General features: G+C 65.3%; 15 protein-coding genes. 14 read left to right on the top strand and 1 reads right to left on the bottom strand.

Annotated elements, in window-relative coordinates; genetic code table 11:
* The first annotated feature begins 327 nt into the window (after nucleotides 1-327).
* Both ACVOL0_RS11750 and cydB read left to right on the top strand, forming a co-directional pair.
* Nucleotides 328-1722 (top strand): cytochrome ubiquinol oxidase subunit I, encoded by a 1395-nt coding sequence (locus ACVOL0_RS11750; RefSeq protein WP_481549262.1) that lies wholly within the window; start codon nucleotides 328-330, stop codon nucleotides 1720-1722.
* Nucleotide 1723: 1 nt separating this feature from the next.
* Complete coding sequence (gene cydB / locus ACVOL0_RS11745) at nucleotides 1724-2737, top strand: cytochrome d ubiquinol oxidase subunit II (protein WP_481509207.1); 1014 nt, start codon at nucleotides 1724-1726, stop codon at nucleotides 2735-2737.
* Nucleotides 2738-2792: 55 nt separating this feature from the next.
* On the opposite strand, the gene ACVOL0_RS11740 is transcribed toward cydB, so the two are convergent.
* Nucleotides 2793-3797: a chorismate transformation FkbO/Hyg5 family protein gene (locus ACVOL0_RS11740; protein ID WP_481549261.1), complete on the bottom strand. Its 1005-nt coding sequence runs from the start codon at nucleotides 3795-3797 to the stop codon at nucleotides 2793-2795.
* A gap of 182 nt (nucleotides 3798-3979) precedes the next feature.
* Between ACVOL0_RS11740 and ACVOL0_RS11735 the strand changes: the two genes are divergently transcribed.
* Genes ACVOL0_RS11735 through ACVOL0_RS11680 form a run of 12 tightly spaced genes read left to right on the top strand, consistent with a single transcriptional unit; the run spans nucleotide 3980 to nucleotide 14894 of the window.
* Complete coding sequence (locus tag ACVOL0_RS11735) at nucleotides 3980-4714, top strand: beta-ketoacyl synthase chain length factor (RefSeq protein ID WP_481549260.1); 735 nt, start codon at nucleotides 3980-3982, stop codon at nucleotides 4712-4714.
* Complete coding sequence (locus ACVOL0_RS11730) at nucleotides 4707-5507, top strand: lysophospholipid acyltransferase family protein (RefSeq protein ID WP_481549259.1); 801 nt, start codon at nucleotides 4707-4709, stop codon at nucleotides 5505-5507. The genes ACVOL0_RS11735 and ACVOL0_RS11730 overlap by 8 nt, the downstream gene beginning before the upstream one ends.
* Nucleotides 5494-5751 carry a phosphopantetheine-binding protein gene (locus ACVOL0_RS11725; protein WP_481549258.1) on the top strand — a complete coding sequence of 86 codons (258 nt, stop codon included), beginning with the start codon at nucleotides 5494-5496 and terminating at the stop codon, nucleotides 5749-5751. The genes ACVOL0_RS11730 and ACVOL0_RS11725 overlap by 14 nt, the downstream gene beginning before the upstream one ends.
* 17 nt (nucleotides 5752-5768) lie before the next feature.
* Nucleotides 5769-6026, top strand: coding sequence for an acyl carrier protein (locus tag ACVOL0_RS11720; protein ID WP_481549257.1), 258 nt, complete (start codon nucleotides 5769-5771; stop codon nucleotides 6024-6026).
* Nucleotides 6027-6047: 21 nt separating this feature from the next.
* The gene (locus ACVOL0_RS11715; protein WP_481549256.1) at nucleotides 6048-6599 is read left to right on the top strand and encodes a COG4648 family protein; all 552 of its coding nucleotides are present in this window, start codon (nucleotides 6048-6050) and stop codon (nucleotides 6597-6599) included.
* The gene (locus ACVOL0_RS11710) at nucleotides 6592-8274 is read left to right on the top strand and encodes an ApeI family dehydratase (RefSeq protein ID WP_481549255.1); all 1683 of its coding nucleotides are present in this window, start codon (nucleotides 6592-6594) and stop codon (nucleotides 8272-8274) included. The genes ACVOL0_RS11715 and ACVOL0_RS11710 overlap by 8 nt, the downstream gene beginning before the upstream one ends.
* Nucleotides 8267-9034, top strand: coding sequence for a glycosyltransferase family 2 protein (locus tag ACVOL0_RS11705; RefSeq protein WP_481549254.1), 768 nt, complete (start codon nucleotides 8267-8269; stop codon nucleotides 9032-9034). The genes ACVOL0_RS11710 and ACVOL0_RS11705 overlap by 8 nt, the downstream gene beginning before the upstream one ends.
* Nucleotides 9034-9972 carry an LpxL/LpxP family acyltransferase gene (locus ACVOL0_RS11700; protein WP_481549253.1) on the top strand — a complete coding sequence of 313 codons (939 nt, stop codon included), beginning with the start codon at nucleotides 9034-9036 and terminating at the stop codon, nucleotides 9970-9972. Before ACVOL0_RS11705 ends, ACVOL0_RS11700 begins: the two co-directional genes overlap by 1 nt.
* Nucleotides 9962-11512: an HAL/PAL/TAL family ammonia-lyase gene (locus ACVOL0_RS11695; RefSeq protein ID WP_481549252.1), complete on the top strand. Its 1551-nt coding sequence runs from the start codon at nucleotides 9962-9964 to the stop codon at nucleotides 11510-11512. Before ACVOL0_RS11700 ends, ACVOL0_RS11695 begins: the two co-directional genes overlap by 11 nt.
* Nucleotides 11499-11921: an acyl-CoA thioesterase gene (locus tag ACVOL0_RS11690; RefSeq protein WP_282269299.1), complete on the top strand. Its 423-nt coding sequence runs from the start codon at nucleotides 11499-11501 to the stop codon at nucleotides 11919-11921. The genes ACVOL0_RS11695 and ACVOL0_RS11690 overlap by 14 nt, the downstream gene beginning before the upstream one ends.
* The gene (locus ACVOL0_RS11685) at nucleotides 11918-12550 is read left to right on the top strand and encodes an outer membrane lipoprotein carrier protein LolA (RefSeq protein ID WP_481549251.1); all 633 of its coding nucleotides are present in this window, start codon (nucleotides 11918-11920) and stop codon (nucleotides 12548-12550) included. The genes ACVOL0_RS11690 and ACVOL0_RS11685 overlap by 4 nt, the downstream gene beginning before the upstream one ends.
* Nucleotides 12528-14894 carry an MMPL family transporter gene (locus ACVOL0_RS11680; RefSeq protein ID WP_481549250.1) on the top strand — a complete coding sequence of 789 codons (2367 nt, stop codon included), beginning with the start codon at nucleotides 12528-12530 and terminating at the stop codon, nucleotides 14892-14894. Before ACVOL0_RS11685 ends, ACVOL0_RS11680 begins: the two co-directional genes overlap by 23 nt.
* Nucleotides 14895-14917 lie beyond the last annotated feature (23 nt).

Raw genomic sequence — 14917 nt, 5'->3', positions numbered from 1 at the left:
TGTGCTGCCGCCGCCGCCGGCCGGGCCGCCGCGCCGCGCGCCCCCCCCCCGCGCCCCGCCCCCCCCCCCCCCCCCCCCCCCCCCCCCCCCCCCCCCCCCCCCACTACAGGGGCGGCCAAAAGCGCACCCCTCCCCAGCCCTCCCCTTGGCTGCGCCAAAGGGAGGGGGCAAAAGCCGACCCCTCCCCAACCCTCCCCTTTGTCTTCGACAAAAGGGAGGGGGCGATAGCTGTGCGACTTTTTGACGCACTGCGACATCCGGTCACATCCGTTCTTAACCAATACAGGACCAGAATTGCCCCAATTAAAGAATTGCGGAGAAGCGCCCGTGGAAGCGCTGCTGTTGTCCCGGATCCAGTTCGGGTTCGTCGTCAGTTTTCATGTGCTGTTCCCAGCCTTCACCATCGGTACGGCCAGTTGGTTGGCCTTCGTCGAATGGCGCTGGCTGCGTACCCGCGATCCGGTCTGGCGCGAGTTGTTCTTCTTCTGGCAGAAGATCTTCGCCGTGTCCTTCGGCATGGGCGTGGTCAGCGGCATCGTCATGGCCTTCCAGTTCGGCACCAACTGGCCGCGGCTGAGCGAGGTGGCCGGTACGGTGATCGGGCCCTTGCTGACCTATGAGGTACTGACCGCATTCTTCCTCGAAGCCAGTTTCCTCGGCGTGATGCTGTTTGGCTGGGAAAAAGTTTCGCCGCGCCTGCACTTCTTCTCCACCTGCATGGTGGCGCTGGGCACGCTGTTCTCCACGTTCTGGATTCTGTCTTCCAACAGCTGGTTGCACACGCCGGCCGGCTACACGTTGGTCGATGGCATCGTGCATCCGCAGGACTGGTGGCAGGTGGTGTTCAATCCCTCGTTCCCGTATCGCCTGGCGCATATGGCGCTCGGTTCCTTCATCACCACCTGCTTTGTTATCGGCGGCGTCGGTGCCTGGTACCTGCGCCGTGGCGTGCATGTGGACGCTGGCCGCAAGATGCTGGTGGCCGCGGTCGCATTCGCCGCATTGACGGTGCCGCTGCAGATCTTCGTCGGCGACATGCACGGCTTGAACACGCTGGAGCACCAGCCGATGAAGATCGCGGCGATGGAAGCGCACTGGCATGAAACCAAGCCAGGCGAAGGCGTGCCGCTGGTGGTGTTCGCGGTGCCGAACGAAAAAGAAGAGCGCAACGATTACGAAATCGCCATCCCCAAGCTCGGCAGCGTGATCCTGACTCACAGCACGGACGGTACGTTCGCGCCGCTGACCTCGGTGCCGGCCAGCGAGCGACCGCCGGTGGTGCCGGTGTTCTATGCGTTCCGCATCATGGTCGGGATCGGCTCGCTGATGCTGGTGCTGGCCTGGATCTCGGCCTTCCAGTTGTGGCGTGGGCGCCTGCTGCAGTCGACCTGGTTGCTGCGCGGCTGGAACTGGATGCTGCCCAGCGGCTTCATTGCGCTGGTGGCCGGTTGGTTCGTCACCGAGATGGGGCGACAACCGTGGGTGGTCTACGGTGTGCTGCGTACCGCCGATGCAGTTGGCACGCAGAGCGTGTGGATGACGGTGCTGTCACTTGCCATCTATGTGATCGGCTATCTGTTCGTGTTCGGCTGGGGCATCTGGTACCTGGTCAAGATCATGCGCAGTGGGCCCAAGCCGCATGATCTGCCGCCGCGCGATGACGGCATGCATACCCCGGCGCGGCCGCTGTCCGGCGTCAACGAACCACTGGAGGAGCGCTGACATGGAGATGACAACCTGGCTGCCGGTGGCATGGTTCGCGGTGATTGGTTTCGGCGTGCTGATGTACGTGGTGCTGGATGGCTTCGTGCTTGGCATTGGCATCCTTGCGCCGTTTGCCGAGGATGAGCAGCAACTCGACGTGATGATGAATACCGCCGCGCCGATCTGGGACGGCAATGAAACCTGGCTGGTGCTCGGCGGCGCAGGCCTGATGGCGGCGTTTCCCAAGGCCTATGCGGTGCTGTTGTCGGGCCTGTACCTGCCGGTGCTGCTGCTGGTGATGGGGCTGGTGTTCCGCGGCGTGGCCTTCGAGTTCCGCTTCAAGGCACATCGCTCGCGCGCGCTGTGGAGTGTGTCGTTTGCGATGGGCTCGCTGCTGGCGGCGTTCGCGCAGGGGGTGATCCTGGGCGCGCTGGTGCAGGGCCTGCCGATGCAGGACGGGCATTACAGCGGCGGTGCATTCGGCTGGTTCAGCCCGTTCTCGATGCTGACTGGCGTGGCGGTGGTCACCGGCTATGCACTGCTCGGCAGCACCTGGCTGATCCTCAAGACCGAGGGCCGGGAACAGGCGCTGGCGCGCTCGCTGACGCGGCCATTGATGGTGGCGGTGATCGTGTTCATGGGGTTGGTGAGCACCTGGCTGCCGTTCCTGCAGTCGCGGGTGATGGAGCGCTGGTTCAGCGATGGCAACTTCTGGTGGCTGTCGCCGGTGCCGCTGCTGACCCTCGCGGTGGCGGTGGCGCTGTGGCGCAGCGCCATGCACCCACGCCGCGACCTGCCGCCGTTCCTGCTGACCCTGGCGCTGTTCGTGCTCGGCTTCGTCGGCCTGGTGCTGGGCATGTGGCCCTACCTGCTGCCGCCGCACCTGACCCTGTGGCAGGCCGCCGCGCCGGCGTCGTCGCTGGGTTTCAGCATGGTCGGGCTGGTGCTGCTGCTGCCGGTGATCCTCGGCTATACGGTGTGGTCGTACCGGGTGTTCCGCGGCAAGGTGACCGCCGAAACCGGCTATCACTGAACCCGTGTTGATCTGGCCCGGCCGCTACGCCGGGCCGGGCGTAGTGGAACGGTTCTCAGCCGTGCAGGCCTTCGATTTCCACCAGTAGTTCGGCCCGGCAGACTTCGCCGTGCAGCACGATGAAACTGGACTCGGCCAGGCCGCGCTGCTGCAGTTGCAGGCTTACCTCGGCTGCGTCCTGTGGATTGCGGACGTACACCTTGAGCAGTGATTGCTCTCCCAGCTGGGGTGCGAGTTCTGGCCGCTGTTGGCGGGCATGCTCGATCAGGCTCTGCAGGTTGGTCAACGTTTCGTCCAGCTGCATTGCCACCGAGCCGAGGTGTTGCGAGCGGTGGCCGACGATGGCGGCGGTGCCTGATTGCAGCAGCGGCAGGCCGGTCGCAAGTGGCGGCAGCATGGCGCGTGCAAAGCTGGGTGACTGCGGGCCGTATTGGCGCGGATAGGCATAGGCGCTGACTTGGCGCGGGTTTTCCAGTGGCGTGCCTGGCTGGCGAGCGGACAGGCAATACACCTGCACCCGGCGGCGGCCGTCAAAACAGCCGATGCAGGTGGCGGCGGGCATTGCTGCGTCATTCACCACCTGCAGGCCGCGCACGCGGCCCAGGCAGAAGCGGCGGTAGCGCTCGTTGTCGTCATCGCCTTCGGTGATGGCATCAAGGTAATTCCAGGTACGCAGCAGCGACGGGTAGTCACTGTGCGACAGGAATCTACTCAATGTGGCGTACGCCGTTGCCGTGGCGGCCTCGATGTCGCCATCGATTTCGGCCACTTCGATGGACGTGAACAGCAGCTCGGCGTTGCGTGACCACTGTAGGGCGCCGCTGCTGCCATGCTCGGCAGTGGTATTGCCTTGCCAGACTTCGACCTGGTCAGCGCCATGCATCGCCAATGGCACCTGCAGCCAATGCGGCGCGTCGTGCAGTGCCGGTCCGGCGTTGAATCCGAACACGGCCAGGGTGCGGGGATCAGCCAGCGCAGCGCCGGCTTGTTGTGCCGGGAGGTAGCTGGCGCGAAACGCTGAATGCGGAGTGCCGGGCTGGGCAGCGGTAGCTTGCTGCATGAAGAGGTTGCTGTTGCCCATACCGTGAATCTGCTGCCAATGGCCGGGTCTCATGATAGCTTGCCACGCTCCATGGTCCCAGCAGATGCCGTTTTTGCAGGTATCGCGGCGTAATTCGGGGGAATGCGCTGCTCAGTCAAGCTGGGCTTCACGCTTCATGTAGTTGGATTGCAGTGGTGGCAATGATCGAATTCTCAGTGGCCGGTTGGTCGGCGTGGGCGCCGGGCCTGACGACGCCGGAGCAATGGCGGGCCTGGGCTGAGCAGCCCTGGCTGCCCCAGGGTGAGGCTGCGCCGGCGTTGCTGGAAGTGCCGGCGATGCAGCGGCGGCGCATCGAGCGGCTCGGACGCATGGCGATCCAGGCGGCCTGCTGGTGCGAGCAGGCCGAGGATGAATCCGACATCCCGTTGGTGTTCGCCTCCCGCCATGGCGATGTGGCGCGTTCGCTGGCCTTGCTGCAGTCGCTGGTGGGGCAGGAGCCGATGTCGCCGACCGCGTTTGGTCTGTCCGTGCATAACGCGGTGGCTGCGCTGTACTCGATCATGCGCGGCAGCCGCAGCAACTATCTTGCGCTTGCGGCTGGGGCGGCGACGGTGGAGGCGGCCTGCGTGGAGGCATTTGGCCTGCTGGCCGATGGCGCGCCAGAAGTGCGGGTGATTGTCTACGAGGCACCGTTGCCTGCCCTGTATGCCGGGTTTGCGGATGAGCCCGATGCCGGCTTTGCCTGGTGCTGGCGGCTGCGCCGTGCCGATCAGCCCGGCACCCGGCTCAGTCTGGCCTGGCGGGCTGCCCAGGCGGCCTCCGAGGAACCGCTGTTGCCGCGAGGCTTGGCTGCGCATCGGTTCCTTTTGTCGGAAGATGCCGGCATGATCAATACCGTTGATGGGCAAGACTGGGTCTGGGCGCGGCATGGCTGAGGCTGGGCGCGCTCGGCTCAATCATGCTTGGCGGGTGTTCGCCACCGGGCTCAGTTTTGCTGCCTTCGGCATTGGCGGTTTGCTGCTGGGTGGTCTGGTGATGCCAGCGCTGCTGCTGATCCGCGACGAGCGGCGCCGACGCCGGATTGCCCGGCGCCTGGTGCAACTCAGCTTTGCCGGGCATATCGGGCTGATGCGTCAGCTCGGCGTGCTGACCTACGAGATCGTTGGCGCTGAGCGCCTGCAGCGGCGGGGCCTGCTGGTGTTGGCCAACCACCCGACCCTGATCGATGTGGTGTTCCTGGTGTCGCTGCTGCCAAATGCCGATTGCGTGGTCAAACGTGCGGTGGCCATCAACCCATTCATGCGCGGACCGGTGCGTGCGGCTGGCTACATATCCAATGACGACGGCGCCGGCCTGGTGGAGGATTGCATTGCTGCGGTGCAGGCCGGCGGCAGTCTGGTGATCTTCCCGGAAGGTACCCGCAGCGTGCCCGGCCAGCCCTTGCGGCTGCAGCGCGGGGCGGCAAATATCGCAGTCAGGGGGGAGCTTGACGTCACACCTGTGCACATCCGCTGCAGCCCGGCAACCCTTGGTAAGGGGCAGAAATGGTATCGTGTGCCGCCGCGGCGTTTCCACGTTCGGATCGAGGTGGGTGAAGATATTCAGATCCACCCGTTTCTGGTCGATACCCCGACGTCAAAAGGGGATGCGTTGGCCGCGCGCCGCCTTACCGACCACCTCACCCATTATTTCGATCTTGCTGGAGATCCGAACCGTGCAGGCACTTGAGCACGAGATCAAGGAATTGATCATTTCATCGTTGTCACTGGAAGACATTGCGCCGGAGGATATTGATTCCGCCGCGCCGCTGTTCGTGGAAGGGCTGGGCCTGGACTCCATCGATGCATTGGAGCTCGGTCTGGCGCTGCAGAAAAAGTATGGGGTCAGCCTGTCGACTGACTCGGAAGAGACCCGCCGCCATTTTTCCAGCGTGCGCGCGCTCAGCGAGTTTGTCGCTGCCCGTCAGTCGTAACCGGGCCAGGAATTGCCATGACCAAGAGTGAATTGTTCGACCATATCGTTCGCATTCTCAACGACAGTTTTGAGATTGCGCCGGAGCGGATCAAGCCCGAGGCACGCCTGTACGAAGACCTGGACATCGACAGCATCGATGCAGTGGATCTGATCGTGCAGCTCAAGCCGCTGCTCGGCCGCAACCTGCAGCCGGAGGCCTTCAAGGCGGTGCGCACCGTGCAGGACGTGGTTGACGTCGTGCATGGCCTGCTGCCCGATCAAGCTGCCGCCTGACCGGACCGGCAGAGGCCTGGCATGACGCGGTTCCGCGCGCTCGCCTTTGGCCTGTTGACGGTTGCCTATCCGTTGCTGGTGTATCTGGCGATGGGGCGTTTCGAGCCCCGCTGGATGGCGCTGCTGTTGTTTGCGCTGGCCTTGTTGCGGGCGTTGACCAGCCGCCAACCGCTGTGGATGGTGGCTGCAGCAGGTGCCGGCGTGCTGGCCTTGTTGACCACCCTGCTCAATCAGGCGCTGCCATTGAAGCTTTACCCGTTGCTGGTCAACGTGGTGATGTTGCTGGTGTTTGCTACCAGCCTGCGGTTTGGGCCGCCGGTGGTGGAGCGTCTGGCGCGCCTGCAGGAGCCGGATCTGCCGCCCTTTGCGGTGGCCTATACCCGCAAGGTGACCCAGGTCTGGTGTGGCTTTTTTGTTCTCAATGGGGGCCTGGCCCTGGTGACCGCGCTATGGGCGTCGGACCGGACCTGGGCGCTGTACAACGGATTGTTGGCGTACGTGATGATGGCTGTGTTGTTTGCAGGTGAGTGGCTGGTACGGCGGCGAGTGAAGGCCGCGCACGCCCATGTCTGAGTGGATCGCTCTGGACCGGTTGCTGCTGCAGCCGCAGCCGGCGCGTTGCGTCGGCCTGTGCGAGGGCGTGATGGTTGCGCACCCTGCATTCCGCCAGCAGGTCATGGCGTGGCAGCAGGCATTTGCCGGCGCGCCCGGCCGCGACTGGGCGCTGTACTTTGATGAGGCGCTGCCGTTCGCGGCGGCCTTGTTTGGTGCCTGGCATGCCGGTAAGCGCGTGTTTCTGGCCGCCGACAATCTGCCGGCCAGCCTGGCTGAACTGCAGTCGCGGGTAAGTGGCTTTGCCGGTGACGTCGATCCAGTGCATGCGCCGTTGGCCGCAGTGGCTGCGCCCGCCGACATTGCATTGGAACCCTTGGATGAACGTGCCTGCGAGCTGGTGGTATTCACCTCCGGCAGCACCGGCGAGCCCAGCGCGATCAGTAAGCGGCTGGATCAGCTGGCGCGCGAAGTGGACGCCTTGCAGTCCGCCTTTGGCGCCGAGCTGGAGGGTGCCCAGGTTCACGGCACGGTCTCGCACCAGCATATCTACGGGCTGTTGTTCCGGGTGCTGTGGCCACTGGCGGCGGGGCGTGCAATCCAGCCGCGTCGCTTCTTCCATGAAGACCTGATCAAGGTACTGGGCGCTGCTGACAGCGTGCTGGTGGCAACGCCTGCGCACCTGAAACGCTTGCCCGAGCAATTGGATTGGGCGGCGCTGCACGGGCGCCTGCGCGCGGTGTTTTCTTCCGGTGGCCCGTTGCCGGCAGATGCTGCGCAGCAGGTGCGGCAGTTGTTGGGCGTGGCGCCCACCGAGGTCTATGGCAGCAGCGAGACCGGTGGTGTCGCCTGGCGTCGTTGGGATGCTGCTGCGCCGACCTGGCAGCCACTGCCTGGCGTGCAGTGGCGGATCGAGGACGGCTGCCTGATGGTGGCCTCGGCGCATCTGCCGACAACGGCTTGGTGGCAGACCCAGGATCGCGTGGAAGCCTTGGCCCAAGGCCGCTTCCGCCTGCTGGGGCGCGCCGACCGCATCGTCAAGATCGAAGAACGGCGGGTATCGCTGGATGCGCTGGAACGCGCGCTGCGTGCCGACCCGCAGGTCGAGGATGTGCGGGTACTGGTATTGCCGGGTGCGCGCGAACAACTCGCAGCGGTGGTGGTGCCGACGGATGCAGGGCTGATTGCCGGCGATGATGCCGCCCGCCGTGCATTCCAGCAGCATCTGGCAGCGGTATTGGCACACAGCCATGACGCGGTGACACGCCCGCGTCGCTGGCGTCTGCTCAGTGCCTTGCCGCTCAATGCACAGGGCAAGGTCACTCAGGCTGCCTTGGCCGCGCTGTTCCAGCCGCTGATGCCAACGCCGCGTTGGCTTGAGCGCTCGCCCAGCAATGCCATTGCCGAACTGGCGCTGGACCCGGCACTGCGGGTGTTCGAAGGACACTTTCCGCAGGCGCGGATTCTGCCCGGGGTCGCCCAGTTGGATTGGGCCATCCGCTATGGCCGGCAGGTGTTCAGCATGCCGCCGCGCTTCGAGCGTATGGATGCGGTCAAGTTCCAGCATGTAGCGCGGCCGGGACAGCTGCTGTCGTTGCAGTTGGACTGGGATGCCGCACGCGGTGTGCTGGGCTTTCGCTACAGCTCCGAACATGGCGTGCATGCCAGCGGCAAGGTGGTATTTGCCGATGCGTGATGCACTGCAGGCCAAGGGCGCCTTTGCGGCGCTGGTGGTGATTCCCGTATACGACCATGAGCAGGCAATAGCTGCTGTGGTCGACGGCGTGCGCGCTGCGGGCCTACCCTGCCTGCTGGTGGATGATGGCTCGCATCCTGGCTGCGCGCAGGTGCTGCTTGCGCTGGCGCAGCAGGCCGAGGTTGATCTGCTGCGTCTGGAGCAGAACCAGGGCAAGGGCGGCGCGATGTTGGCCGGCTTCGCCGAGGCGGCACGGCTGGGCTACAGCCACGTGGTGCAGATCGATGCGGATGGCCAGCACGACACCGGCGATCTGCCGCGCTTCGTGGCCTTGTCGCAGGCGCAGCCACAGGCGGTGATCTGCGGCGTGCCGGTGTATGACGAGAGCGTGCCCAAGGCGCGTCTGTACGGGCGCTACCTCACCCATGTGTGGGTGTGGATCAATACCTTGTCGCTGCACCTGCGCGATTCGATGTGCGGCTTCCGGGTGTATCCCTTGCCGCCGGTAGTACGGCTTGCCGCCGAGGAAACCATTGGCAGGCGCATGGACTTCGACAGTGAGATCCTGGTGCGCCTGTTCTGGCGGCAGCTGCCGGTGATCCATCTGCCCACCCGCGTCACCTATCCCTCCGATGGTGTGTCGCACTTTGACGTGTGGCGCGACAACGTACGCATCAGCCGCATGCATACCCGGCTGTTCTTCGGCATGGTGTGGCGCAGCCCGCGCATGCTTTGGCGGCGGCTGCAGGGGGCGCGGTAGTGGCCACCAACAACACACCGCACTGGGCCGATATCGGCGAGTCCACCTCGGTGGCCGGCGTGCTGTTCCTGTGTTGGGTGCATCGTTGGTTCGGGCGTTGGCCGTTCCGTCTCTGCGTGTGGCCGGTGGTGCTGTGTCACTGGCTGGGTAATGGGGTAGGGCGGCGTGCGTCGCTGCAGTATCTGCAGCGGCTGCAGGCGCATACCGGCGCGCTTGGACGGGCGCCGCGTTGTCGTGACAGTCTCCGCCATTTTTTCTGCTTCGCCGATACCTTGCTGGACAAGATGCTTGGCCTGGGCGGTCGTTACCCGGCCGAGCGCATCGAGCTGCAGCGCGACCTTATGCTGGACAGGATCGCCCGCCGCGAAGGCGGCCTGCTGCTCACCGCGCATATCGGCTGCCTGGAACTGTGCCAGGTATTGGCCGAGCAGGTGCCCGGCTTCCGCATCACCGTGCTGGTGCATACCGCGCACGCGCAACGCTTCAACCGTTTGCTGCAGCGGCTGGATCCGCTGGCGCAGGTGGAGTTGATGCAGGTGACTTCGATGGGCCCGGACACCGCACTGGCACTGAGCCGCCGTGTCGCCGAGGGTGGCTTTGTCGCCATCGTCGGTGATCGCGTGCCGGTGCAGGGTGGGCGCACGGTGATGGCGGATTTCCTCGGCCACCGCGCGCCGTTTCCGATCGGTGCCTATGCACTGGCTGCCGCGCTGGGCTGCCCGGTCTACACCATGGCCTGCCTGCATCAGGGGCAGGGCTACCGCGTTGTGTTTGAACATTTCAGTGATCGCATCGTGTTGCCGCGTGGCTCGCGTGATGCGGCGCTGGCCGGCCAGGCGCAGGCATTTGCCTGTTGGCTGGAGCGGCAACTCATCCAGTCGCCGATGGACTGGTTCAACTTCTTCCCCTTCTGGGACCAAGCCCCCCATGCAGAATAAGCAAGCTCCCGCGTGCCGCTTCGGCGATGCACCGTTGACCATCGAAGACGTGGTCGCGCTGGCGCAGCGCAAGCGCGCCGCGTTGCTCAGTGACGAGGCCGGTTTCCGTGGTCGCATCCAGCAGGGTGCGGACTTTCTTGACCGCCTGTTGCGCGAGGATGGCGTCGTCTACGGCGTGACCACTGGCTATGGCGACTCCTGCACGGTCAACATTCCGCCCGCGCTGGTCGCTGAACTGCCGCACCATCTGTACACCTACCATGGCTGTGGGCTGGGCCGCTATCTGGACCCGGTGGAGACGCGCGCGGTGTTGGCTGCGCGGCTTGCCTCGCTGGTGCGCGGCATGTCCGGCGTCAGCCTGCCGCTGCTGGAAAGGCTGACCAGCCTGCTGCAGCACGACGTCCTGCCGATGATTCCGGCCGAAGGTTCGGTCGGCGCCAGTGGTGACCTGACCCCGCTGTCGTATGTGGCGGCAGTGCTGTGTGGCGAGCGCGAGGTGTTCTACCAGGGGCGTGTGCAGAGCGCGGCGGACGCGTTGGTGGATATCGGCATGACGCCGTTGCGGCTGCGTCCCAAGGAAGGCCTGGCGATCATGAACGGCACCGCGGTGATGACCGGCCTGGCCTGCCTGGCCTGGCAGCGCGCCGACTACCTGTCGCGCCTGACCACACGTCTGACCGCGTTCAATGTGTTGGCCAGTGACGGCAACGCGCATCACTTCGATGAAACCCTGTTTGCCGCCAAGCCGCATCCGGGACAGATGCGCATCGCCGCGCGCCTGCGCGAGGACCTGCACAGCGAACGCCCGCCGCGCAATGCCGAGCGCCTGCAGGACCGCTACTCGTTGCGTTGCGCACCTCACGTGATCGGTGTGCTGGAAGACACGTTGCCGTTCCTGCGCCAGCTGATCGAAACCGAGCTGAACAGTGCCAACGACAATCCGCTGATCGATGCCGAAGGCGAGCGCATCCTGCACGGCGGCCACTTCTACGGCGGCCACATCGCGCTGGCGATGGACACCCTGAAGAACACCGTCGCCAATCTTGCCGACCTGCTCGACCGGCAGCTCGCGCTGCTGGTGGACGCACGCTACAACCACGGCCTGCCGGCCAATCTGTCGGCCGCCAGTGGCCCACGTGCGGCCATCAACCACGGCCTGAAGGCGCTGCAGATCAGCGTCTCGGCCTGGACCGCCGAAGCGCTCAAGCAGACCATGCCGGCCTCGGTGTTCTCGCGTTCCACCGAATGCCACAACCAGGACAAGGTCAGCATGGGCACCATCGCCGCGCGCGACTGCCTGCGCGTGATCGAGCTGACTGAACAGGTGGTGGCGGCGATGTTGATCGCAGCCCGCCAGGGCCTGGCCCTGCGCGAAAGGGTTGGCATGAACGCGCAGCTGCATGGCAGTCTGGCCGACATGTACGCCGACCTGGGGCAGCGCATCGCCCTGGTCGAAGAGGACCGCGCGCTGGATGGCGAACTGCGGCAGTTGCTGGAGGAGATCCGCGCACAGCGTTGGGAGTTGTATGTCGACCGTTGAGCTTGTAGCCGAAATTGAGCTGTCACCGGCCTTCCATGATTGCGATCCAATGCATGTGGTCTGGCACGGCAATTACTTCAAGTATTTCGAGATCGCGCGCTGTGCGCTGTTGCAGCGCTACGACTACGACTATCCGCAGATGCTGGAATCCGGCTATCTGTGGCCGGTGGTGGATGCGCGGGTCAAGTACATCCGTCCGCTGCTGTACCAGCAGGCCTTGCGGGTGCGTGCGCAGATCAGCGAGTGGGAAAACCGCTTGAAAATCGATTATCAGATCCATGCTGCCGCTGATGGCCAGCTGCTGACCCGCGCCCACACCATCCAGGTGGCAGTGGACGCTGCCAGCAAGGAAATGCTGTACCAGAGCCCGCCGGTACTGTGGGAGCGCCTGGGAGTGCCGGCGCCATGATCACGCGTCTGTCGATGTATCCGCGTGTTGCTTTGTGCGCACTGCTGCTGATGCTGGCGCCGATCAGCCATGCCGCCGACGCGGCGGTGGACGCGATCACCCAGTCGGTGGCGCGACCGGATGTGCTGCGTGGGCAGTTCACCCAGGACAAGCAGGTCAGCGGCTTCAAGAATCCGCTGCGCTCGCAGGGGCAGTTCGTGGTGGCGCGCCAGCACGGCGTGATCTGGACCACGCAGCGCCCGTTCCCGTCGGAAGTCGTGGTCACTGCCGACCGCATCCTCAGCCGTCAGCGTGATGGGACCAGCCGGGTGGAACTGGATGCGCGTCAGCAGCCGGCAATGCGCTCGGTCAACGCGATCATGTTCGCGCTGATGAGTGGCGACGTACAGGCCTTGTCCAGCCAGTTCAACATCAAGGCACAGCGCGAAGGCCAGGGCTGGAGGCTGCAGTTGACGCCGAAGTCGGCGATGTTGGCCAAGGCCTTCCAGTCGCTGTCCTTGCAGGGTGATCGCTACGTGCGCCAGGTGGAGATCATCGAGGCCAACCAGGACCGCACCCTGATCCAGTTCAGCGCATTGACCGAGGCTCCGGCTGCGCTCAGTGCCGATGAGGCACGCCGTTTTGACTGAACCGCACGTGGAGGCATCCGAGCGCCTGCGGCGTTGGTGGCATTGGCTGGGCTTGGCCTGGCTGCTGTTGCTGATTGTTCTTGGCGTGCAGCAATGGCAGCTGTGGAGCACGCAGTCGCGTATTGATACCGACATCCTGGCGTTGCTGCCGCAGGATGCGCACGACAGGCTGCTGTCCGATGTCACCCGTCGCATCGCCGATGGCAGTGCGCGCCAGGTGGTGGTGTTGCTGGGTAGCGCGGACAGTGAAGCGAGCAAGCGCGCGCAGGATGCATTCGCCGGCAGCATGGCCAATGACCCCGACACCGCTTTGCTGCAGCCCAGCGGTTCGATTGAAGGCTGGTTCGAGCAGGCGCGCGACTTCTACGCGCCGTGGCGCGACCGCCTGCTCACCGCCGAGCAACGCCAGCAATTGCAGCAGGCCGATCCGACGCTGCTGGGCGAGCAGGCATTGGCCAGTCTGTATGGGCCGATGGGCGCGCCACGCCTGACCGAGTGGCGGCAGGACCCGTTGTCGCTGTGGCCGCAGTGGTGGCAGCAGCAGGCGCGTGGCTCCGGCCTGCAGCTGGGCGAAGACGGCCTGCTCGAAGCCGAAGGTCGGCATTGGGCGGTGCTGCAGTATGAAACCCGCGATTCGGCCTTCCAGCTGGATGGCGAGCGCCATCTTGATGCGCTGCTGACACGCGCCGGCAATGCCGCACGCGGCGCGGCGCCGGACCTGGAAATCCTGCATGCCGGCGTGCCCTTACATGCCGAAGCCGCGGCATCACAGGCCAACCTCGAGATCAACACTATTGGCTGGGGATCGCTGGCCGCGGTGTTGCTGCTGGTGTGGTTGGCATTCCGCTCGTTGCGGCCGATCCTGCTGGTTGCCGCCTCCCTGCTGATTGGCTGCGGTGTAGCCTTGGCGGTCACTGTGCTGGTGTTCGGCAAGGTGCATGTATTGACGCTGGTGTTCGGCGCGTCGCTGGTGGGCGTGGCCGAGGACTACGGCATTCACTGGTTCGCGTCGCGCCAGGCTGAGCCGGCCGAACGCCGCTGGAAGCTGCTGCGGCATCTGCTGCCTGGCCTGTGCCTGGCCTTGCTGACCAGCGCGCTGGCCTATGTGGCATTGGGTCTGGCGCCGTTCCCCGGTCTGCGGCAGATGGCGGTGTTCTCGGTGGTCGGGCTGACCGCGGCGTTCGCCACGGTGATCTTCTGGTTCCCGTACCTGGATGGTGGTCAGATCGCGCCCACCCGCTTCTCGCAATGGCTGGGCAATACGCTGGAACGCTGGCCGCGCCTGCACAGCGGCCGACAGATGCTGCTGGTGACGATCGCGGTGCTGCTGGTGTCGGGCATCGGCATTGCGCGCCTGCAGACCGACGATGACCTGCGCAGCCTGCAGTCCTCGCCGCCACAATTGATGGCCGAGCAGATCCGCCTCAGTCAGTTGCTGGGCATGCCCAGTCCGGCGCAGTTCTATCTGGTGCAGGGGGCCGACGCGGCGCAGTTGTTGCAGCGCGAAGAGGCGCTGACCGCAAAGCTGCGGGCATTGGCCGACAGTGGAAGGATTGGCGGCTACCGTGCGATCAGTGATTGGCTGCCGTCGCCGGCACGCCAGCAGGCGGATGCGGCGCTGACTGCTGCTGCCGAACCGCAGGTGCTGGCAATGGTCTCGGAAGCGGTTGGCGAGCCTTTGGCGCGGCCAGCATTCTCGTCGGCACCGTTGACCGCCGAAGCCTTCCTGGCCTCGCCGGCATCGCAGCCGTTCCGTCACCTGTGGGTTGGCCGGTTGGGCGGCCAGGTGGCCAGCGTGGTGATGGTGGATGATCTCTCGCGTGCTGATGCGCTGACCACCCTGGGTGACGTCGCCAACGGTCTGGACGGCGTGCGCTGGGTTGACCGCACTGCTGACTTCTCACGTCTGCTTGGCCACTACCGCAAGCTGATGGGCGGCATGCTGCTGGTCGGCATCGCGTTGGTATTCGGCGCGCTGGCGCTGCGCTACAAGCGCAACGCCTGGCGGGTATTCGCGCCGACCCTGTTGGCGGGCATGTTGACCCTGGGCTTGCTGGGTCTGCTAGGCCAACCGCTGCAGCTGTTCAACATGCTGGCGCTGATGTTGCTGCTGGGCATGGGCATCGACTACGGCATCTTCCTGGTCGAACACCGCGGCGACGCCAGCGCATGGTTGGCGGTGTGCGTGGGCGCGGCCAGTACCTGGTTGTCATTCGGCTTGCTGGGCTTGTCGGCGACGCCGGCGTTGCGCGCGTTCGGTTTGACCCTGCTGTTCGGCATCGGCCTGGTCTGGCTGATCTCGCCGCTGTTCCGGCCGCCGCCGCACGCACCTGTGGCAGATTGATTTTCGACTTGTAACTGGACTCT

Source organism: Stenotrophomonas sp. STEN021 (genome assembly GCF_056760175.1).
The sequence above is the reverse complement of the archived record's forward strand: the minus strand, read 5'-3'. Positions and strand labels throughout refer to the sequence as shown.